The organism is Flavobacterium terrisoli (assembly GCF_030167905.1).
Classification (GTDB): Bacteria; Bacteroidota; Bacteroidia; order Flavobacteriales; family Flavobacteriaceae; genus Flavobacterium; species Flavobacterium terrisoli.
Window position 1 is genome coordinate 186504 of record NZ_JARGNA010000005.1, and the last position, 20103, is coordinate 206606.

The following is a 20103-nucleotide window of genomic DNA, read 5'->3' on the forward strand; positions in this document are numbered from 1 at the left end:
AATTAGGGTGGGTTTTTTTTGTAACAAACATTTCCATTTCCCTACTTATTGTTACTTTTACCAACCCGAGACCAGAATGGTCGAACTGATGAAATAAACAAAAAATAAGTATGAGCAATATACTTGAAGTAAACAAAGTCGTTAAGCAATATGGTGATTATACCGCGCTCAACGAAGTTTCTTTAACCGTTCCAAAAGGCAGCATCTACGGACTTCTCGGTCCAAACGGCGCCGGAAAAACTTCCTTAATCAGAATCATCAACCAAATCACCATGCCCGATAGTGGTGAAATCATACTCGATGGGGAAAAACTCAATCCGTCACACGTGCATACGATAGGCTATATGCCTGAAGAACGCGGTTTGTACAAAACCATGCGGGTAGGTGAGCAGTGTCTTTATCTGGCCCAATTAAAAGGATTGTCTAAGGCTGATGCCCAAAGAGAACTGGACTATTGGTTTGACCGATTGGAAATACAAGGTTGGTGGAACAAGAAAATCCAGGAATTGTCCAAAGGAATGGCGCAAAAGATTCAGTTTGTGGTCACCATTTTGCACAAGCCAAAGTTGCTCATCCTGGACGAACCATTTTCGGGATTTGATCCGGTAAATGCCAATTTGATCAAAGACGAAATCATAGAACTAAACAAACAAGGGACATCGGTTATTTTTTCAACACACCGAATGGAAAGCGTGGAAGAAATGTGTGATCATATTGCCTTAATCCATAAATCCAACAAACTGATCGAAGGCAAATTGTCGGATGTGAAAAAGCAATTCAGAACCAATAATTATGAAGTAGGCATACTGTCTGATAATATCGAAGGTTTGATGTATGATTTGTCACAAAAATTTACTTTGTCACAAACCGATTTCAAATCGTTGAATGACGAACTGAAACTGGAAATTAATTTGGGCAAAGCGACACCAAACGAATTGCTCAATACTTTAACGCAACGCGGTCAGGTAACCCATTTTGTAGAGAAAATTCCAAGTGTGAATGATATTTTTATTAAAACAGTAAGCGAGAAATAATGAGCAAGATAAGTCTAATCATCAAAAGGGAATTTGTGGCCAAAGTGCGCAACAAATCATTTATTGTCATGACTTTTTTAAGTCCGCTATTGTTTGTCGGGATTGCTGTTTTTGTGGGCTTTTTGAGCACAATGAAAGCCGATCAGAAAACGATTGCCATTCATGACGAAAGCGGTTTATTTGTCAAGGAATTTAAAAACAATGAGGAATTCAGATATGTCGATTTGTCTTTGGTGGATTCCAAAATTTTAAAAGACAGTATTATTAGCGAAAGCTATGACGGCTTATTGGTCATTCCAAAAGCCACTGACAGTCAATCACTCGCGAAAGGAATTCAATATATTTCTAATGACAGCCCCAATAATTCTTTCATTGAAAAAATGCAGGATAAGATTGCGAAAGTAATCACTGCTCAAAATTTCAAGGTAGCTAATTTAGATACAATTGCCTATAAAAAAGCAGAGGCTAAAGTTGAAATCAATCTAGCAAAAGCTTCGGGAGAAGAAGCTTTGAAAGGAATTAACGAAGTCAAAATTGTAATCGGTGGCGCTTTCGGTTATTTGATTATGATGTTTATTGTGATTTATGGCAATATGGTCATGCGAAGTGTGATTGAGGAAAAAGTATCCCGAATCATTGAAGTGATTATTTCTTCAGTAAAACCATTCCAATTGATGATGGGCAAAATTATAGGAACATCACTGGCTGGTGTTTTACAATTCCTGATTTGGGCGATTATTGCCTTTCTACTTTATTTTGGCGCTTCAATGATTCTTGGTGTTCAAATGGGCAGTAAGGTTCCAGCTTTAACGGCAGAGCAAGCAGAGATGGCCAAAGCCTTTAATTGGAATACACTTCAATTATACATGAATGAAATTCCATTTGTATTGATGGGAATTTGTTTCATCTTTTACTTTATTGGCGGTTATTTTCTTTACAGTTCGTTTTATGCTTCTATCGGCGCCGCAGTAGATAATGAAACCGATTCACAACAATTCCTGTTGCCTATTATTATGCCGCTGATTTTGGGCGTTTACATAGGTTTTGCAACAGTAATCAATGATCCGCACGGAACAGTTGCCACCGTTTTCTCTATGGTTCCGCTAACATCACCCATCGTAATGATGATGCGTATTCCGTTTGGCGTGCCGTTATGGCAGATTGCCGTGTCCATGATTTTATTGTTTGGCACCTTCTTCCTGGTGGTTTGGTTTGCAGCCAAAATCTATCGGGTAGGGATTTTAATGTATGGCAAAAAACCAACCTGGAAAGAACTCTACAAATGGTCTAAATACTAAAAGATGAAAAAACTAAGTCTTATTATTGCCTTGTTATTGGTGACTGTGGCCAATGCCCAAAAAGAAGAAGTGCAAAAAACCATCGAAACATTCTTTGAAGGTTTTCACGCCAAAGATACAGTCAAAATCAAATCGACCTGCAGCGACAAATTGATTCTACAATCAATTGCAGAAAGCGCTAAAGGCAACAAATTTTCAGAAGAAAGCCCAGAGAAATTCTATACTTCTATGGCAACCATTCCGGCAGAAATGAAATTTGAAGAGCGAATTTTAAGCTACAATATTCAAGTCGATGGCACGATGGCACATGCCTGGACGCCTTATGAATTCTATATCAACGGCAAACTCAGCCATAAAGGTGTGAATGCCTTTACACTGTATAAAGACAATGGCCAATGGAAAATCATTCACCTCATTGATACCCGCAGGAGATAATCTTTATAAAATCTTTATGCTTTCCCGAGTTTACTTTATATCCTGCTTATAAGTATTGCCGTAACTTTGTCAAAAATTAATGCGATGGACAAGTTATCGTTAAAGAGTACTAAGAACCAATATCTTATCAGCTTCTTATCAGTGGCTGTTCTTTCTTTTTCCTGTTTGACCATCAGAGATATCATCGATTACAGAATCGTCGGTTATCTGTTATTGGTTGTCGTGTCATTGCTCGCCATTTTTCTCGAAATAAAACCCGTTTTACTCGGTGCCGTTTTGAGTGCATTAGCGCTGGATTTCTTTTTTATCAAACCCTATTACACACTTCATGTGGATAGCGCAGAAGATGGACTGTTATTAATTTTATTTTTTATTATAGTATTGATTAATGCTGTGCTGACAATTAATTTCAAACGGATGCAACGCGCCATTCAGGCCAAACAAACCCGAGCTAGTACCTTAAAACTATACAACACTTTACTCGATTCGCTTTCGCATGAATTGCGCACGCCAATTGCCGCTATTTTAGGCTCGATTGATACACTTCAACAAAAGAATGTCAACTTATCTCCTGAAACCCAGCAAAAACTGCAGAACGAGATTGAAAAAGCGACGATGAAGCTGAACTATCAGGTGGAAAACTTATTGAACATGTCGCGCTTGGAATCGGGTTATATTCATCCTAAATTGGATTGGTGCGATGTAAAGGAAATCATTTATAATGTTTGTGACCGGTTAAAGGAAGAAACGCGTGACCATAAAATCACTTATAGCATCGATGAAAATTTACCGCTGTTCAAACTCGATTATGGTCTGATGGAGCAGATTGTCTATAATTTGGTTTACAATTGTGCTCAGCATACGCCAAAGGGTGCCAATATTTTCATTAGTGCCCAATATGAAGTCGATGCCGATTACGAATCCCATATCGATTTAATCAAAAAATGCGTTATTACGATTTCCGACGATGGATATGGATTTCCACCCGAAGAAATAGACAAAGCGTTTGACAAGTTTTACCGATTCAAAGAAGCCAAAACCGGCGGAACCGGATTAGGATTATCAATCGTAAAAGGTTTTGTTGAAGCGCAAAACGGAGCCATTCAATTGAGCAATGCTGAAGAAGGCGGCGCTGTTTTCAAATTGAGTTTTGCAGTGGATTGTTTACCCATAAATGCTGTAGCCAATGAGTAACGGATTCTCCATATTGGTCATTGATGATGAAGTCCAAATCAGAAAGCTACTCGAGATTTCTCTGGAAGCCAATGATTATAAAGTCCTTTTCGCGGTCAACGGAAAAGAAGGCATCACCATGTCGGCCAGTCACCAACCCGATTTGATCTTATTGGATTTGGGTTTACCCGATGAAGACGGACAAGTGATTCTGAAAAAACTGCGTGAATGGTATCAAAATCCGATTATCATTTTATCGGTAAAAAGCGGCGAGGAAGAAATCGTAAAAGCCCTGGACAGCGGTGCCAATGATTATTTAACCAAACCTTTCCGTACACAGGAATTATTGGCCCGAATCAGAACCGCTCTGCGAAATAAAACCAGCGTGAACAATGAGTCAATAGTTACTTTTGGGAACTGCTCAGTCGATTTTACGTCCCGAATCGTCAAAGCCAATGATGAAATGATCAAACTCACGGCAACCGAATACAACTTGTTGACGTTGTTAATCAAAAATGATGGCCGCGTGTTGACCCATCAATACATTTTAAAGGAAATTTGGGGCCAAAGCTATGCAGATCAAACACAATATTTGCGTGTTTTTGTAGCGCAGCTCCGTAAAAAAATAGAAGAAGATGCCAACCGTCCGAAGTTCATCATCACCGAATCGGGCGTAGGCTATCGATTTAATTCCGGCTAAATAATCTAAAAAAAATCATCTGAAATGCATTTTGTGAAAACCACTTTTGGTCTTCGCCTGGGCATTCGCATGCCAAAAAATAATTAAAATTTAAACAAAAATGAATACAACTGTAAAGCAAAAAATCACCGCAGCCTCACTGTTAGTCGCACTCGGAATCATTTATGGCGACATCGGAACCAGTCCGTTATACGTAATGAAATCCATTATTGGTGACAGAAGCATCACCGAATTACTAGTCTATGGCGGAATTTCCTGCGTGTTTTGGACGCTAACCTTTCAAACGACTTTTAAATACGTTTTGCTGACGCTTTCAGCCGATAACCATGGTGAAGGTGGTGTTTTCTCATTGTATGCTTTGGTCAAAAGATTTGGTAAGGGGAAATTAGTCATTCCGACGATACTCGGCGCCACAACGTTATTAGCCGATGGCATTATTACACCGCCAATCTCTGTAGCTTCGGCAGTTGAAGGATTGGAAGCGTTGGTGCCGCATTTGCCAACGATACCAATCGTAATTGCGATACTTTCCGGTTTGTTTATTTTTCAACGTTTTGGTACGCAAAAAGTGGGTTACATTTTTGGACCGGCCATGGTGGTTTGGTTTACGATGCTGATGGTTTTAGGTTTGTCGCAAATCATTCACCATCCCGATATTTTAAAAGCACTAAATCCTGTTTATGCTTATCGTTTGTTGGTCGAATATCCTCATGGGTTTTGGCTGCTTGGAGCTGTTTTCCTTTGTACGACAGGAGCTGAAGCCTTGTATTCTGACCTTGGGCATTGCGGTAGAAAAAATATTCGCATCACCTGGATATTTGTAAAGTCGGCTTTGTTGATCAATTATTTGGGTCAAGGCGCTTGGTTAATGCACCAACCTAATCAGTTTTTAAACGGTCAAAATCCGTTCTACACGATTATGCCGCAATGGTTTCTACTCATCGGAATTGTCATAGCCACTTTGGCCGCTATTATTGCGTCACAAGCCTTAATCAGCGGTTCGTTTACATTAATTAATGAAGCGATATCGCTCAACTTTTGGCCGCGTGTAGCCTTAAAAAATCCAACCAATTTAAAAGGACAGATTTATATTCCATCAGTCAATACTATACTTTGGATCGGTTGTGTTTTAATGATTTTATACTTTAAAAATTCTGCGCATATGGAAGCTGCCTATGGTTTCTCCATTACGATTGCCATGCTGATGACCACAGTTTTATTGTCTTATTATTTGATTTTTATCAAAAAAGTAAAAATGAGTTGGGTGATTTTAATGCTTATGGTTTTTTCTGTTATTGAAGTTTCCTTTTTTGTGGCCAATATTGTCAAAATCAAGGAGCGATGGATGTTTCTTTTCTTTGAGTTGTTCATTTTTATGGTGATGTATGTTTGGTACTATTCCCGAAAAATCAACAACCGTTTTCTGAAGTTCACCAATTTAGTCGAGCAAACGCCAATGCTTCAAGAACTCAGTACTGACGATGGGATTTCGAAGTACGCCACACATTTGATTTACTTGTCAAAAGCCAATAAAACCTATGAAATAGAGGAAAAAATCATCAAATCCATTTTTGCCAAAAAGCCAAAAAGAGCCGATGTCTATTGGTTTCTCCATATCAATCGTACGAACGAACCGTTTACGCTCAATTATGAAGTCGTCGAATTATTGGATGATAAAGTGATTAAGGTTGTACTCAATGTTGGCTTCCGTGTACAGCCGAAAGTCGAGTTGTACTTCAAAAAAATTGTACAGGAACTGGTCGAACGCAAAGAACTCAACTTGCATATTCGCCCCGATGGTTCTACAAAATACAATGCCGAACCCGATTATAAATTTGTCATTATCGAGAAATTCATCTCTGTTGAAAACGAATTTGCCCTGAAAGAAGGTTGGTTGCTGACATCCTATTTCTGGCTCAAAAAATTATCCCTTTCCGATGAAAAAGCTTTCGGCCTAGACCGAACTGATGTCGAAATCGAAGAATACCCAATGGTGTATTCACCCGTAACTAATTTAGAACTAAACAGAAAATAAAAATGAAGAACACATTAATTACTCTTGCCGCTTTAACAACCATCAATTGCTTTGCGCAAAAAGACACCATTACTTCCGGGATTCCGTTTGACGGTATGGATTTGACTTGGATCAATGGTCAGAATCGTCAAAAGCATTTTCCGCTGACATTTAAAGATAAAGAAGAAACCATACTCACAGGTGTTGCTTATTTGGACACTTATTACAACTATAATTTTGCCAACCCGATTGACAATACCCAAACTATTTCCTCCACGATTGGTCGTCACAATGAATTTACGGTAAACCTTGCCAGCATTGGCATAGAAACCAATTATAAGAATGTTATTGGGCGACTTTGGCTGCAATATGGACAAATGGGTTCAATTATTCAGGATTTGGATGGTTCGGTGAATCATGGCAGAAATACCAGTATAAATAATCTGAAAAACATCCGTGAAGCCGCAGCCGGTTATCATTTTGATGTCTTGTATGGTTTGAATGTTGAAATGGGAATCTTTATGAGTTATATTGGTTTAGAAAGTTATATCACGCAGGAAAACTGGAGTTACCAACGAAGCATGGTTTGCGACTTTACGCCGTTTTATTTCTCCGGCGCGCGTGTTCAATTGTATCCATCACAAAAATTCAAAACCGAATTATGGCTGCTCAACGGTTGGCAAACCTACAACAGTTCGAGTAACGGCCTGGGTATCGGTAATTCCAATTATTATCGCCCGAATGAAAATTTGCAGTTGGTAGCCAATTTTTATTATGGCAAAGACACTCAAAATCCCGATGCGTTTGGCAATCAATCCAATCGCAAACGGTTTCATCACGACAATAGTGTCGTAGCTCGTTATTATAAGAATCCAAAGGCGAAAGGCATTTCGCAGGCGGCTTTTAGTATCAATTCCCATTATGGTTTTCAGAGCAATAATGAAACCAATGATAGGGTAAAAGCTTCAGAAAATTTCATGATTGGAACTTCGGTAGCGAATAGGGTTTGGTTTCGCCAAAACAAATTAGCGCTGACTTTACGCGGAGATTATCTGACCAATCAATCGGTGGTGAATGGAGTGAATGTAGCGCCCTATCTAGCATTTACACCGGCTATTTCAGGTGATGTACCCAATAATTTTGATTTGGCTATAGCCAATGATGAAAAGTTGAGGTTATTCCAGTTTACCGCTACTTTTGATGTAATGCCAAATGATTATGTAACGTTCCGATTGGAATATGGTTATCGCAATAGTTCGATTCCTTATTTTACATCTTCCGGTGGTACGACTTCACCAAGCGGTTATGTAAACGGACCTGAAGGTGCAACGCCTTGGGCAGCTGAGTTGCAGAAAAATGAACACAGGATAACTTTAGCCGTTAATTTTAGATTATAAGCATAATTACGCAAACTTCATTTCCAGCACTTCTTTAAAAGCGACACTATAATCTTCAGGATGGGTTCGTTTCATAATATGCTTTATTCCTGCATCTGCATAACTTTTCATTAATTTTCTAGGTAATGCGCTTGTGATGATTATCACAGGAATGTGGTTTAATTCTTTTGAATTTTTTAATATCATAATCAATTCTTTGCCCTGCAAAATAGGCATGTTGCTACCCAAAAAAAGAATATCAGGTTTGGTTTCCGATTTGCTCAAGTCCTGCATCATTTTATGACCATCTCTATAAATAGAAATCTTATGTCCTAAACCTTCTATGGCATGTTTGAAGAAATACAAATCTTCATTTTCAACATCAAGATAATATATGTATTTGGATTTTTTCATGGTATCTTTTGAGTGAACGAAGATACCGGCACAATTGTATAATTGCATTATACAATTCTTGAAGAAAATTGCATAATTCTTTCATTTATAAAAAAACGTATTGAGATTGAAAGGAATTTAACAATCTGCCATATTCACAGCTACAGCGAGACCTCCTTCGGAGGTTTCTTTGTATTTGGAATTCATGTCCTTAGCCGTTTGCCACATGGTATCGATTACTTTGTCCAATGGTACTTTGGCATTTTTGGCATCGGTTTCCATCGCGAGTTCAGCGGCGTTGATGGCTTTGATAGCACCCATCGTATTGCGTTCGATGCACGGAATTTGGACCAATCCGCCAATTGGATCACAAGTTAAACCTAAGTGATGCTCCATGGCAATTTCGGCAGCCATTAAAACCTGTTCAGGTGTTCCGCCCATGACTTCGCATAAGGCACCCGCAGCCATCGCCGAGGAAACGCCGATTTCGGCCTGGCAACCACCCATGGCAGCAGATATGGTTGAACCTTTCTTGAAGATGCTTCCGATTTCTCCGGCCACCATCAGGAATTGTTTGATTTGTTTTTCGTCGGCTTTGTGGTTTTCAATCACCATATAATACATCAATACCGATGGAATAACGCCGGCACTACCATTGGTTGGCGCTGTTACAACTCTTCCTAAAGCCGCATTGACTTCATTGACAGCCAAAGCAAAACAGCTTACCCATTTGAGGATTTGCCTGAACTTTACTTCAGTTTTGCGAATGGTTTCAAGCCATTCCTGAGGATTGGAATAATTGGCCAAACCAATCAAGCCCTGGTGCATGTCAAACGCACGACGACGTACATTTAAACCACCCGGAAGGATTCCTTCGGAATGACAACCAATGTACATGCATTCCAACATGGTGTTCCAAATGCGCATCAGTTCGCTGTGGACTTCTGCTTCGGGACGCATGGAAATTTCATTGGCATAAACAATTTCCGAAATGGATTTCTTTTGACTGATGGTATATTGAAGTAACTCTTCCGCATTCTGAATCGGAAAAGGAAATGCACATTTAATCTGGTGTTTTTTTCTGGCGTTGATGCGCTCTTCTTTGACCACAAATCCACCACCGATAGAGTAGAAGGTGGAAATGATGGTTTTGCCTTCGCTGGTTTCAACCGTAAAAGTCATTCCATTGGCATGAAACGGCAAAAAGTTTTTATTGAAGACAATATCAGTTTCAGGATCGAAAGGAATCGGAAACTGATTGGCCAAATTGATTTGGTGGGTTTTTTTAATCGTTTTTATAATGGAGTCGATGTTTTGCACGGGGATATATTCGGGATCCTGACCACTTAATCCCAACATCACCGCATAATCAGTCGCGTGGCCTTTGCCGGTAAGCGATAACGAGCCGTATAAGTCAACCTGAATGGCTTTTACTTTATCTAAGTGATTATCAGCTTGTAGTTCGTTTAAAAAGCGTTCTGCGGCACGCCAAGGGCCAAGAGTATGGGAGCTGGACGGTCCAACGCCTATTTTGAGCATATCAAATACCGAAATGCATTCTTCCATTACTATATCGATTTAGTTAGGGCAAAGATAGAGAAGAATTGTGGATTTAGAAAGGAGTTTTAATCCCAAAGTGTACTGTCTAATCCCAAGACAATTCCCATCCAAATCCCGATTAAAAATACTATAACGCTTAATATGTTAGCGGCAAATCTGTTTGCACTGCCTTTAGTTGTTATGTGATTCATATAGTAACTGAATGCACCACCTGTTGCTCCGGCTAATGGAGTTATGATTAATGGTCTGATCATCCAAAATTTTCCCCATTCAGGTTTAGGTTCAGTAGGAAACACAAAAATGGAGATTACAATCAATCCAATTCCGGCACCTAAGAACATTCTTTTAAGAAGTAATGCTTTGTCAATAGGCTTTGCGTTTAAATTATTCTGTGTCATAATCATTTGGTTTTTAAAGTTATAAATAAATTTTACAGTTCAATTTATTGCAAATGTAAAAATAACTTTGAAATACAAAGTACTTTTAATTAATTTTTTTACATTTGTTGAAAATTAGTTTGAAGTCATGGAATTATTTGTTGAAGAACATTCGATTGTTAGAAAAATTTGGGGTAAGAGCGACACCATCCTTTTTATTTTTGGAGGTGCAGCAGCTGAATTTGCGCTGAATAAAGCAGTGGATTGGCTGTATTTTACCGGTAGATTGCCTTCAGATCCTTTAGGAAGATTATTTTCTACTGTCAGATATGCCCGAATGATTGTTTTCGCTCCGATGGAAGAGGCTAATAAAGCGATTGACACGATGCGTAAAATTCATGCAGCCGTAGAAGAAAATCGTGGTGCTACCATACCCGATTGGGCTTATCGCGATGTACTGTTTATGCTGATTCATTATTCTATTGCAGCTTATGAATTACTCGAAAAGAAATTGACTGAAGCAGAAAAGGAAGAAGTTTACAATGTCTTTTACCGAGTTGGTGTCAGAATGGGATTGAAAGAATTGCCACCAACCTATATTGAATGGTTACCGGTAAGAGAAGCCCATTTAATAGCCGATTTACAAAAGAGCGAATATACAGCCGATCTCTTTAAGCAATACAAAAAACACCTTGGCGCTATGCGTTTTAAGGTACTCGTTGAAGGTCAGAAATTAGTTTGTCCCGACAGGGTAAAAACGATGCTGCAGTTTAGTGAATTTTCATTGCTGATACCGGTTGTTCCTGTGTATAAAGTAAGCCGACTGATGAAAATGGATTGGCTACTCAAGAGTGTACTTTTGCCTTCCGATTATAAAGACCAGATCAATGAATTGGATATTTATAAGGGTAAAAAGTAAGGTTTGCAATCTTTATTTCGATAGGATTTTATCGAGCTTCATTTTGATTACTAAAATAGAATCAGGGGAAACATTTGGCGGATAGCTTTTTCGTTTGACTAAGTTGGGCGCCGCAATAAGTTCACGCACTTCTCCAACGCGCATGCCTCTCAAACCTTCATCAACCGCTTGAGTCGCCTGATTACCGCCAATCAGAACTTTCACAGGTGAAGTTGAATTGTAATTGGAATACAAAACGGTTCCGTTGCGGTAACTGGTTGTTTCGTAAATCAGGACTTCGTCACCGGCTTTGGCTTGTGGCCCGGTACCTTTTTCCAAAATGCGGTACCGCAAACCCGATTGGGTTTCAGTGAATTTTGCCGCACAACCGATTAGAAGTACAGCTGCAATAAGTAAGTAAATTGTTTTCATGTGATTTTGATTTTTGATTAATGATTAAGGTATGAATTTTTCAAAAGATTTTCCATTGAATTTGTAAATCCCATTTTGATCGGTGCCAAACCAAAGTTCGCCTTTTCTATCTTTGTAAATGATATTGACTGCATTACTGCTTAGTCCGTCTTTTGTATTGTAATTCGTAAGTTTGTTTCCATCATATTGCCAAACACCTGCATCAACAGTTCCTATCCAAAGGTTGCCGTTGTTATCTTCGTTTATCGAATAGACACGTGCAAGAGAGTTTGGATTTGACTTTCCGGAAGCTTTGAATTCGGCATTACCCAGCCCTTTTTCTGTGGTGAAATTGGTCAACTCTTTTCCATCATATTTGAATAAACCGCCGCCATTATTTCCAAACCAAATGTTACCCTTACTGTCTTCGAATATGCCCAACACAGCCGGACCAGCCAAACCTTTTTCAGTAAACCAGGTAAACGATTTTCCATCATAACGGCAAACGCCCTGAGATTGTGTACCAAACCAGAGATTTCCTTTTTTATCTTTCAGGATGCTATAAACCGCATAAGGGCTGAGATTGTAAGGATTGTTTTGTGAGTTTTTTGAATCAGCAATATTTTGGGCTAATGGCAAATAGGCAAATGAAGTAGAGCCATAATGATAAACGCCGCCACCGGCATAGAACCACAAATCGTTGGCTTCAATTTTCCATTTGTTTTCATTCGTATTGTCTAATCCCAAATTGTTTTCATTGGTGAATGTGGTAAAAATCTGCCCGTCAAATTTGCTGACACCAAACAAACCGGTGCCAAACCAAAGATTACCAAACTTGTCCTCCTGAATATGCTGCACTTGATTATTAAACAAACCGTCTTTATCTGTGAACTGAATTATGGTTTTTCCATCATAGCAATATACACCTGAACCATTGGTGCCAAACCAATAATTGCCTTTACTATCCTGAAAAATACTGCAGATGTTTGGGTCAATTTCGGTTACTTTATTGGCTTCGAAAGTATTACTGTTGGCTTCTGTCTTCTGGGTTGTGCTTTCGGCTAAATTATCGGCTCTCTTTTGCTTGTTGCAGGAAGTGATTAAAAGTGAAAGAAAAAGTAATGAACAATTGATAATTAGCTTTGCCATTAGTTTTGTTGTTTTATTTATACTTTTCGATTCCTTTCTTCTGTAATATAGCTCTTATAACACTATATAAAACACTAGTATTCCAGTCGTCTTTGTAATTATAACCTCTATTTATTTCCGCTGCATTCTCAGTTGAATATATTGAAAAATAAGTATGATAATTTTTTGTTCTAACTTTTTCCCAAGGAATAATAATCCTTTTTTGATTAAAAAATCCACTTACATTTAATTCAATAAAATCTTTGCTAAATAAAACATCCCCAATCGAAAATTCTTCATCAGCGTTATGTTTTTCAATGCAATCATTAATAATATGGACAAAATAATAATCCCATAAACCATCAACAATTTCTGCGTATAACTTATGAAGAGTTTCTCTTTTGCGACCTAAATATGATTTGAAACTAATTTTTATAATCTTATTTTCTTTACTACGAATGAATATCTGATATTCTCTTCCATATGTAAGTTCAAATCGAATCCAACGAATTCCATATCTATAATCTTTAATTTCATCTTTTGTGAAAATCGTGTATGGGTTTTCAGAATCTTTGTCTTCAATTTTCAAAAAGTTCTCGTTAAAAATCAATTCTCTGGAATGACCATCGCTAAATCCTCTCTTAAAAACGAATTTCTTTTCTTCCATCTGAATTTTCAATTTGAATATTAGCCATCATAAATCGCTTAGCTAATATATAAAAAAGATTACAAAAAGTTAATAAATCAAATTTTGCCACGCTATCAATTATCATTATCTTTAAAAGATAAATTCACAATCAAACAACAACTATAAAAAATGGCAACAACAAATGTAAAAGCTTATGCAGCAGGCGCACCGGATGCACCTTTAGCCCAAATGAATATCGAGCGCAGAGACGTTTTGGCAAACGATATTGAAATTGAAGTTATGTATTGTGGCGTTTGCCACTCCGATTTGCACTTTGCAAGAAACGATTGGGGAATGACCACTTATCCGGTAGTTCCGGGTCACGAAATTGTGGGTAAAGTAACCAGAGTTGGCAGCGGCGTCAGCAAATTAAAAGTAGGCGATTTTGCAGCCGTGGGTTGCTTGGTCGATTCCTGCCGCACCTGTAAAAGCTGCGAAAAAGACCTGGAGCAATATTGCTTAAATGGCTGGGTTGGCACTTATGGCGGTTATGACAAACATTTAAATCAACCAACGCATGGCGGTTATTCCCAGAAAATTGTGGTTGATGAGCATTTTGTTTTGAGTATACCGGCCAATTTGGATTTGGCTGCCGTAGCACCCTTACTTTGTGCAGGCATCACGACTTGGTCACCATTACGCCACTGGAATGTGGGCAAAGGAACCAAAGTAGCCGTAGTAGGTTTAGGCGGATTAGGACATATGGCCATTAAGCTCGCCAAAGGGTTAGGGGCAGAAGTAACGCTTTTCTCCAGAACACCGGGCAAAGAAAAAGATGCTTTAGACTTAGGTGCAGATGCCGTAATCATTTCTACAGATGATGCCCAAATGGCTTCCGTAGCCGGAAAGTTTGATGTGATTATTGATACCGTTCCTTATGTACACGATGTGAATCCATACGTTGGGACTTTAGGCATCAGCGGAACTTTAGTTTTGGTGGGTTATCTTGGCGGATTAGAGCCCATTTTAAATACGGTTCCAATGATCATGGGCAGAAAATCAGTCGCTGCTTCTTTGATTGGAGGAATAGCTGAAACTCAGGAAATGCTTGATTTCTGTGGGAAACACAATATTGTTTCCGAAATAGAAATCATCAAAATGCAGGATATTAACGATGCCTATGAAAGAATGCTGAAAAGTGACGTTCGTTATCGTTTTGTTATTGATATGGCTTCTTTGAAAGACTAAAAGCAAAAATATACAGTATAAAAAAAGCAGCTTAACGCTGCTTTTTTGTTTTTATGAATAATAGCTTGTTATTCGATTATTATTGCTTTTGCCGATTTTCCTTTATTGGTTAACACTTCAGCATAATAAGTGCCTTGCGCTAAAGACGAAACATCAATCGTGTTTGATTTGGCTTCCTTAACAACTTGTCCCAGATTGCTGTATAATGTTACCTTTTCCAAGGTTAAGCCATCGGATAACTGAATATTTAAAATGTTCGGGGCCGGATTTGGATAGACATTGAAATGAGACAACACAAAACTATCAGAGGATAAAAGTGGAGCGATATCATAAACACGTGCCACACCCGAACTTGTGCCATTAGTGCTGTTGTATGGAGCACCAACGATAACCGTATTGCCGTCAGCGGCCAGTGCAATGCTAAACCCTGAATTTTCATCGGCAGTTTCACCATCGATATCAATTCCAACTTGTGTCCAAACCCCGGCTGTTTTTTTATAAACTCTGGCATGACCCGATCCGGTTCCGTTGCCATCATTTCCGTCAGCACCTACGACAACCACTGTTCCATCAGCAGATATGGAAACACTCCTTCCGGCAGTGTCATTCGTAGCTTCACCATTAATGTTATTGCCATCCTGTATCCATTCGCCTGCTATATTTTTAAATACTCTTACCTGACCTGAATTGTTCCCGGTGCCAATAGCGCCAATGGCTATAGTAGTGCCATCCGAAGACATCGAAATATTAAAACCTGAAATATTGTTGGCACTCACACCTCGGATATCTAATCCTTCCTGAGTCCAAACCCCGGCTATGTTTTTATACACCCGAACACGACCAGAATAACCTCCGTTTAAAGAATTATAAGGTGCGCCAATAGCGACAACTGTTCCGTCTGATGAAATAACAACACTTCTCCCGGAAGCATCATAAAAATTACCGCTGTTGATATCGGTTCCCTGTTGTGTCCAGGTTCCTGCTATATTTTTATAAACACGCACCAATCCTGAGTCGTTCCCATTATTGGTATTATAAGGAGAACCAATGGCTACTGTGGTCGCATCTGCCGATAAAGCAACACTAAACCCCGATTGGTCACCGGCAGTTTGTCCGTCGATGTCATTCCCTATTTGTGTCCAAACCCCGGCTATGTTTTTATAGATGCGCACATGACCCGAATTGGTTCCATTGGTATTATTTTTTGGCGCACCAATCGCAATTGTGGTTCCGTCTGAAGATAGTGAAACACTATAACCGGATTGGTTTCCGGTGGCTTCTCCATTGATATCAGCTCCTTGTTGGATCCAAGATCCTGAAATGTTTTTATAGACACGTACACAACCTGAATCGGTTCCGTTATTGTCATTCAGATGGGCGCCAACAGCTACGATGGTGCCATCTGCCGAAATCGAAACACTTCTGCCGTTATTTTCACCTTCAGTTAGACCATTGATATCTGAGCCTATTTTGGTTTGGCCCATTCCCAAAAAAGGAAGCAAAATAAAAAATAATGTTATTCTCATATTGATATGTTTTATCCAAATATAGAAAATTTAATAGTTTAAAAATCAATTATTTATAAATTTTATGAGATTACCACTGTTGTTTTATAGCAAACAAAAAACTCCTGTCCCAAATAAGGGAAAAGAGTTTTAGTTGTTATGCTGACAGAATTACAGCACTATCTTTCGTTGTTCAATTCGTCTTCTTCAATAAATTCAGAAGCATCGGCATTAAAATGTTCTGTGACGTCTTCTTTGTCTTTTTGATTTTGGCGAATCAGATAGGCTATCAATCCAAAAGCAACAATCAATACAGTGACTATTATGATCCAGTTGGTTTCCATTGTTCCGGAGTTTACATAAAGATAAAGTATTTTAGCCTCATTTGGCTGTTTTCCGGATTATGAAATTGTTAATAAGCGTATTGGATTTGCATAAATGCTAAAATTGTCGTGCTGCTGTCATAGCATTAATGCTTATTTTGGGATACTTCTTTTTGGTTCTTTCGAATATCATACTCCGGATAAAAGCTTTTATAACCTGCAAGTCTGATGGCCGGTGTAAGTAAAAATCCGGTTGCCTTTTGCACACCAACCGGCGGTCCGTCGGCCAAATAGGAATCAAAACCTGCCGAACTAAACAAGGCCATCTGAAAAGCGGTTTCAGGAGTTTTGCCAAAATTAGGCTCGTTATCCATTACACCATAAACTTGTGTCAAGTAGTAAGCAAATTTTTCAGGAAACGCAATGGTTCCTTTTGTTACTATCGTTTCATTGGTTTCATTGAATGGCTTGTGTGGTGTACCTCGAGGAACAAATAAGGAATCGCCCGGTTTTAATTTGACCACTTTTCCATCAACCCAAACTGATAATTCCCCGTTGGTCACCTCAAAGCGTTCGTCAAAATCGGTGTGGACGTGTTTTGGCGGGCCATCGGCAAAAGGATCAATAATGGTAGAGCAATAAACCATTCCGTTTTCTTGTTTGACCACAGTTTGATGAACTCCTTCCGTTTTACTGAAAAAGGTTTGTCCGGGTTGGAAGTAGGTTGTAACATCGGGTTTACTTTCGGGAAAAATAACCAGATGGAACAAATAACCAATGGCTAAGTAGGCGAAAAGGGCAATAACAAAATACATAGCTGATTTTTTAATGATTTTTTTTAACATTTTTTCTTGATTTAATGATTAAACTCGGTGCAAATGTCGGAAGTAGGTCAAATCAAAAATTGTATATATCGGACATCTTTCAGGATGCGATATAAAGTCAGTAGAAAACAGAGGAAAAATTAGCTAAACAAGTGGAATGGCAGTTCGCCTTTTTGGTTTTGGTAAGCTTTGGCGGTTATTCCGGAGTAGTTTTTAAAAACACGGCTGAAATGCGATTGGTCATAAAATCCGGAACGGTAAGCAATATCGGTGAGTGTCGTTTTTTCGCCATGCATCAGATTTACAGAGTGCAAAAACTTCTTGTAGATCACCAGTTCCTCAGCCGACATACCGAAGATACTGTGCACTTTTCGGTTGAGGTGACGGGATGAATAATAAACCTGTTCGGTGAGTCGGTCTACAGATTGGAAGTTCTCAATCGAATTGGATAAGAAAAGAGTGGATAATTTTTTGGTTCGAATAGAATCTGTTTCTTCCAATATGGGAAATAGCGTTTCGATGATTCTAACCCGTTCTTCAAATGATTGCGCTTCGATTAGTTGTTCCCAAATGAGATTAAATTCGGGTTTGATTAGGGTCAGATCAACAATGATGTTATTCAGTTCAGAAGGCATAATCCCCAATAAACTCTGAACCATATGCGGTTGCAGGCGAATGCCAAACAAATGCTGTTGCCCATGATAATTGGCGTTGATTACCTGTGTATTAATGCCCTGTATAAAGCATTTTGGCGTGCGTATCAATTGGTGTGCAAACGGCAAAATACCGTCCATATCATCGGCTAGGTTAAAAACCATTTCAAAAATGCCTTTGGGTAATATGGTTTCCGTAAGATAGCGCTGTCCATACACTTCCCAAATGGCGGTAATGTATTCTTTTAGCGGAGAACTAACGGGAATGTGCAGGTCTGCCTTCATTCTTTATGGTTTTGCCAAGTGTTGGTTGGATTTTTTCGCAACATTTTGGGGTATAGGTAGTTGCAGCATGCATTTTGTTACAATGACAAAGTTAGAAAAATAAAATTAGTCGATTACTTAAAATATTTTTATCCATATAATTAAGCCGAAAATCATAAAAAAAGCCACTCTCACAACTTAGTTATAGGTGTTTTAATATTGATTTATATTACCCTTTTTCGGGTTCTTATGAATTTTGATAATTCTTCGGTGGCTTTGTTCAACGATTCAGCAGAGGTAATAATGATGGTAAGCATTTCTTTTAGTTCATTCGTTTCAATAGTCACATCCTCATTAATTAAAGTTGAAATGGCTAAAATATTAGCCACCGAACTTCTTACTCTGTGTGAGATAGTGAACATAATTTGTTCCAAATCGCTGTTTAAGGCGATAGAAACTTTTTCCTTATCAATGATACTTTTGTCTACTTTTTCATTGGCAATAAATAAATCTTCATTACATTTTTCTAATGCTTTTTGATTTAAATTTACTTCTTGACGAACTTCTTTTAATTGTTCTTGTGTAGTTTTCTCAGCCATAATTATAGTAGTGTTAAGTGAAACTTTTAATTATGGTTATAATCAGTTTAAAGGGTTCATTGGCAATAAAACAGTACATTGTGTTTTGCGGAATAATAATGCTTTCTCCTAAGTTGAGTTTAAAATCTTTTTTTCCGATGGTCACTTCGGCTTTGCCATCAATTACTTGAACATAAGTATCCTCTTCCGTAGTTTTTTCACAAAATATTTCACCTTCATCAAAAGAGACAGCGGTCAAGCTATTGTCTGCTTTTTTAATGATGGTTTTGCGCGCTATGGTATGAGGCACATATTCAACAATTTCAAGGATGATATGAGCAACAGATTTTGGGAGTTCTTTTTCGCTCTCCAATTTTTTCGCTGTATTGGCATCGGTTTGCATCTTATTTTTGAGCAAAGTTCCGAAATTCAATCAGTTATGTTGTTGTAGAATTCTTAAGGTTATTTTTATAATTCCTATATTAATGTAAAAATGGGTTGTGTGAAAATTACCATAATCCTGAGCCTAAGCCTATGGAAATAATAATAAGTAAGATGGCAACCGTTATTTTTACAAAATGTAAGGTAACCTTTTTTAATAATTGGTTACCAATGTAAGCGCCAGCAATAGCCGACAAGGTGGCACAGCTAATTAAAGTCAAGTTGTCGGTCAATCCGGCCTTGTCGAATCGTGTAGTGTAGACACTTAATCGAGTAATATCCACAAAGGTAGAAACTACCACAGTCGTGGCTATAAAAGATTCTTTAGACAATCCGGCTCTGATGAGAAAAGCACTTCGCAATGCGCCTTGAACGCCAGCCAATCCACCAAAAAAACCACTTAAAATACCGCCAAGCGGTAGTTTTTCTTTGCCAAATTCCAATTTACTGAAATAAGGAATAAGGTCAAGACAAGCAAATAGAATTAGCAATAAAGCTATGGTAAACTTAACAGGAAAGACTTCAATGGTTTTGTCAAAAAGATTGTAGGTAAAAAGCGGTTCCATAGCTGAAATATTCAAAAGCAACCACGAACCTAAAACCGCAGCGATTATGGCAGGAATTCCAAAACGCAGTACAACATTTCTATCGGCTTTTTTGCCCACTAAAATCAGTTTGAAGATATTATTGAAGAAATGAACAACACCCGTCAGTCCGATAGCAATATTCACCGGAAAGAACATCATAAATACCGGTGTTAAAATGGTTCCTAAACCAAACCCTGAAAAAAAGGTGAGAATGGCAACAATAAAAGCGACAATTGAAATGATAAATATTTCCAT

General features: G+C 38.4%; 22 protein-coding genes. 9 read left to right on the forward strand and 13 right to left on the reverse strand.

The genetic code is table 11. The features are described from left to right. Nucleotides 1–110: 110 nt before the first annotated feature. The 7 genes from P1K33_RS08400 to P1K33_RS08430 all read left to right on the forward strand — a co-directional run bounded on the left by P1K33_RS08400 (nt 111) and on the right by P1K33_RS08430 (nt 8051). Nucleotides 111–1034, forward strand: a complete 924-nt coding sequence (locus P1K33_RS08400) for an ABC transporter ATP-binding protein (protein ID WP_284652495.1) — start codon at nt 111–113, stop codon at nt 1032–1034. Continuing rightward, on the forward strand, nt 1034–2332 hold the full coding sequence (locus P1K33_RS08405) for an ABC transporter permease (protein ID WP_284652497.1): 1299 nt from the start codon (nt 1034–1036) through the stop codon (nt 2330–2332). Before P1K33_RS08400 ends, P1K33_RS08405 begins: the two co-directional genes overlap by 1 nt. Before the next feature lie 3 nt (nt 2333–2335). Further along, complete coding sequence (locus tag P1K33_RS08410) at nt 2336–2767, forward strand: Cif family virulence factor (RefSeq protein WP_284652498.1); 432 nt, start codon at nt 2336–2338, stop codon at nt 2765–2767. A gap of 84 nt (nt 2768–2851) precedes the next feature. After that, on the forward strand, nt 2852–3961 hold the full coding sequence (locus P1K33_RS08415) for a sensor histidine kinase (RefSeq protein ID WP_284652499.1): 1110 nt from the start codon (nt 2852–2854) through the stop codon (nt 3959–3961). After that, nucleotides 3954–4640: a response regulator gene (locus P1K33_RS08420; protein WP_284652500.1), complete on the forward strand. Its 687-nt coding sequence runs from the start codon at nt 3954–3956 to the stop codon at nt 4638–4640. Before P1K33_RS08415 ends, P1K33_RS08420 begins: the two co-directional genes overlap by 8 nt. Before the next feature lie 100 nt (nt 4641–4740). After that, complete coding sequence (locus tag P1K33_RS08425) at nt 4741–6675, forward strand: KUP/HAK/KT family potassium transporter (protein ID WP_284652501.1); 1935 nt, start codon at nt 4741–4743, stop codon at nt 6673–6675. A 2-nt stretch (nt 6676–6677) separates the two neighbouring features. Further along, complete coding sequence (locus P1K33_RS08430; protein WP_284652502.1) at nt 6678–8051, forward strand: outer membrane beta-barrel protein; 1374 nt, start codon at nt 6678–6680, stop codon at nt 8049–8051. Between the two features lie 6 nt (nt 8052–8057). On the opposite strand, the gene P1K33_RS08435 is transcribed toward P1K33_RS08430, so the two are convergent. The 3 genes from P1K33_RS08435 to P1K33_RS08445 all read right to left on the reverse strand — a co-directional run bounded on the left by P1K33_RS08435 (nt 8058) and on the right by P1K33_RS08445 (nt 10381). Further along, nucleotides 8058–8492: a response regulator gene (locus P1K33_RS08435; protein WP_284652503.1), complete on the reverse strand. Its 435-nt coding sequence runs from the start codon at nt 8490–8492 to the stop codon at nt 8058–8060. 69 nt (nt 8493–8561) lie between these two features. Further along, nucleotides 8562–9989, reverse strand: coding sequence for an L-serine ammonia-lyase (locus tag P1K33_RS08440; RefSeq protein WP_284652504.1), 1428 nt, complete (start codon nt 9987–9989; stop codon nt 8562–8564). A 59-nt stretch (nt 9990–10048) separates the two neighbouring features. Further along, nucleotides 10049–10381 (reverse strand): potassium transporter KefB, encoded by a 333-nt coding sequence (locus P1K33_RS08445; protein ID WP_284652505.1) that lies wholly within the window; start codon nt 10379–10381, stop codon nt 10049–10051. Between the two features lie 127 nt (nt 10382–10508). On the opposite strand from P1K33_RS08445, the gene P1K33_RS08450 reads away from it, so the two are divergent. Beyond that, nucleotides 10509–11279, forward strand: coding sequence for an oxygenase MpaB family protein (locus tag P1K33_RS08450; protein WP_284652506.1), 771 nt, complete (start codon nt 10509–10511; stop codon nt 11277–11279). Nucleotides 11280–11291: 12 nt separating this feature from the next. On the opposite strand, the gene P1K33_RS08455 is transcribed toward P1K33_RS08450, so the two are convergent. Genes P1K33_RS08455 through P1K33_RS08465 form a run of 3 tightly spaced genes read right to left on the reverse strand, consistent with a single transcriptional unit; the run spans nt 11292 to nt 13464 of the window. Next, complete coding sequence (locus P1K33_RS08455) at nt 11292–11690, reverse strand: FKBP-type peptidyl-prolyl cis-trans isomerase (protein WP_284652507.1); 399 nt, start codon at nt 11688–11690, stop codon at nt 11292–11294. 24 nt (nt 11691–11714) lie between these two features. Next, nucleotides 11715–12818, reverse strand: coding sequence for a ligand-binding sensor domain-containing protein (locus tag P1K33_RS08460; RefSeq protein ID WP_284652508.1), 1104 nt, complete (start codon nt 12816–12818; stop codon nt 11715–11717). Between the two features lie 13 nt (nt 12819–12831). Continuing rightward, the gene (locus P1K33_RS08465) at nt 12832–13464 is read right to left on the reverse strand and encodes a hypothetical protein (protein WP_284652509.1); all 633 of its coding nucleotides are present in this window, start codon (nt 13462–13464) and stop codon (nt 12832–12834) included. A gap of 150 nt (nt 13465–13614) precedes the next feature. Here P1K33_RS08465 and P1K33_RS08470 point away from each other — a divergent pair, with 150 nt between their 5' ends. Further along, nucleotides 13615–14673, forward strand: coding sequence for an NAD(P)-dependent alcohol dehydrogenase (locus P1K33_RS08470; protein ID WP_284652510.1), 1059 nt, complete (start codon nt 13615–13617; stop codon nt 14671–14673). Between the two features lie 68 nt (nt 14674–14741). Here P1K33_RS08470 and P1K33_RS08475 read toward each other — a convergent pair whose 3' ends face one another. The 7 genes from P1K33_RS08475 to P1K33_RS08505 form a co-directional block, all read right to left on the reverse strand. Next, nucleotides 14742–16199, reverse strand: a complete 1458-nt coding sequence (locus tag P1K33_RS08475; RefSeq protein WP_284652511.1) for a T9SS type A sorting domain-containing protein — start codon at nt 16197–16199, stop codon at nt 14742–14744. 158 nt (nt 16200–16357) lie between these two features. Further along, nucleotides 16358–16522, reverse strand: a complete 165-nt coding sequence (locus P1K33_RS08480) for a hypothetical protein (RefSeq protein WP_284652512.1) — start codon at nt 16520–16522, stop codon at nt 16358–16360. Between the two features lie 125 nt (nt 16523–16647). Further along, nucleotides 16648–17346, reverse strand: coding sequence for a cupin domain-containing protein (locus tag P1K33_RS08485; RefSeq protein ID WP_284652513.1), 699 nt, complete (start codon nt 17344–17346; stop codon nt 16648–16650). Between the two features lie 119 nt (nt 17347–17465). Further along, complete coding sequence (locus P1K33_RS08490) at nt 17466–18263, reverse strand: helix-turn-helix domain-containing protein (RefSeq protein WP_284652514.1); 798 nt, start codon at nt 18261–18263, stop codon at nt 17466–17468. Nucleotides 18264–18466: 203 nt separating this feature from the next. Then, nucleotides 18467–18841, reverse strand: a complete 375-nt coding sequence (locus P1K33_RS08495; RefSeq protein WP_284652515.1) for a hypothetical protein — start codon at nt 18839–18841, stop codon at nt 18467–18469. Nucleotides 18842–18854: 13 nt separating this feature from the next. Then, on the reverse strand, nt 18855–19253 hold the full coding sequence (locus P1K33_RS08500; protein ID WP_284652516.1) for a cupin domain-containing protein: 399 nt from the start codon (nt 19251–19253) through the stop codon (nt 18855–18857). Nucleotides 19254–19329: 76 nt separating this feature from the next. Further along, on the reverse strand, nt 19330–20103 hold the full coding sequence (locus P1K33_RS08505) for a sulfite exporter TauE/SafE family protein (RefSeq protein ID WP_284652518.1): 774 nt from the start codon (nt 20101–20103) through the stop codon (nt 19330–19332).

What these genes read in the sequence shown, in the direction of transcription:
- P1K33_RS08400 (WP_284652495.1), top strand. Translation starts at nt 111, where the DNA reads ATGAGCAATATACTTGAAGTAAACAAAGTCGTTAAGCAATATGGTGAT.
- P1K33_RS08405 (WP_284652497.1), top strand. Translation starts at nt 1,034, where the DNA reads ATGAGCAAGATAAGTCTAATCATCAAAAGGGAATTTGTGGCCAAAGTG.
- P1K33_RS08410 (WP_284652498.1), top strand. Translation starts at nt 2,336, where the DNA reads ATGAAAAAACTAAGTCTTATTATTGCCTTGTTATTGGTGACTGTGGCC.
- P1K33_RS08415 (WP_284652499.1), top strand. Translation starts at nt 2,852, where the DNA reads ATGGACAAGTTATCGTTAAAGAGTACTAAGAACCAATATCTTATCAGC.
- P1K33_RS08420 (WP_284652500.1), top strand. Translation starts at nt 3,954, where the DNA reads ATGAGTAACGGATTCTCCATATTGGTCATTGATGATGAAGTCCAAATC.
- P1K33_RS08425 (WP_284652501.1), top strand. Translation starts at nt 4,741, where the DNA reads ATGAATACAACTGTAAAGCAAAAAATCACCGCAGCCTCACTGTTAGTC.
- P1K33_RS08430 (WP_284652502.1), top strand. Translation starts at nt 6,678, where the DNA reads ATGAAGAACACATTAATTACTCTTGCCGCTTTAACAACCATCAATTGC.
- P1K33_RS08435 (WP_284652503.1), bottom strand. Translation starts at nt 8,492, where the DNA reads ATGCAATTATACAATTGTGCCGGTATCTTCGTTCACTCAAAAGATACC.
- P1K33_RS08440 (WP_284652504.1), bottom strand. Translation starts at nt 9,989, where the DNA reads ATGGAAGAATGCATTTCGGTATTTGATATGCTCAAAATAGGCGTTGGA.
- P1K33_RS08445 (WP_284652505.1), bottom strand. Translation starts at nt 10,381, where the DNA reads ATGACACAGAATAATTTAAACGCAAAGCCTATTGACAAAGCATTACTT.
- P1K33_RS08450 (WP_284652506.1), top strand. Translation starts at nt 10,509, where the DNA reads ATGGAATTATTTGTTGAAGAACATTCGATTGTTAGAAAAATTTGGGGT.
- P1K33_RS08455 (WP_284652507.1), bottom strand. Translation starts at nt 11,690, where the DNA reads ATGAAAACAATTTACTTACTTATTGCAGCTGTACTTCTAATCGGTTGT.
- P1K33_RS08460 (WP_284652508.1), bottom strand. Translation starts at nt 12,818, where the DNA reads ATGGCAAAGCTAATTATCAATTGTTCATTACTTTTTCTTTCACTTTTA.
- P1K33_RS08465 (WP_284652509.1), bottom strand. Translation starts at nt 13,464, where the DNA reads ATGGAAGAAAAGAAATTCGTTTTTAAGAGAGGATTTAGCGATGGTCAT.
- P1K33_RS08470 (WP_284652510.1), top strand. Translation starts at nt 13,615, where the DNA reads ATGGCAACAACAAATGTAAAAGCTTATGCAGCAGGCGCACCGGATGCA.
- P1K33_RS08475 (WP_284652511.1), bottom strand. Translation starts at nt 16,199, where the DNA reads ATGAGAATAACATTATTTTTTATTTTGCTTCCTTTTTTGGGAATGGGC.
- P1K33_RS08480 (WP_284652512.1), bottom strand. Translation starts at nt 16,522, where the DNA reads ATGGAAACCAACTGGATCATAATAGTCACTGTATTGATTGTTGCTTTT.
- P1K33_RS08485 (WP_284652513.1), bottom strand. Translation starts at nt 17,346, where the DNA reads ATGTTAAAAAAAATCATTAAAAAATCAGCTATGTATTTTGTTATTGCC.
- P1K33_RS08490 (WP_284652514.1), bottom strand. Translation starts at nt 18,263, where the DNA reads ATGAAGGCAGACCTGCACATTCCCGTTAGTTCTCCGCTAAAAGAATAC.
- P1K33_RS08495 (WP_284652515.1), bottom strand. Translation starts at nt 18,841, where the DNA reads ATGGCTGAGAAAACTACACAAGAACAATTAAAAGAAGTTCGTCAAGAA.
- P1K33_RS08505 (WP_284652518.1), bottom strand. Translation starts at nt 20,103, where the DNA reads ATGGAAATATTTATCATTTCAATTGTCGCTTTTATTGTTGCCATTCTC.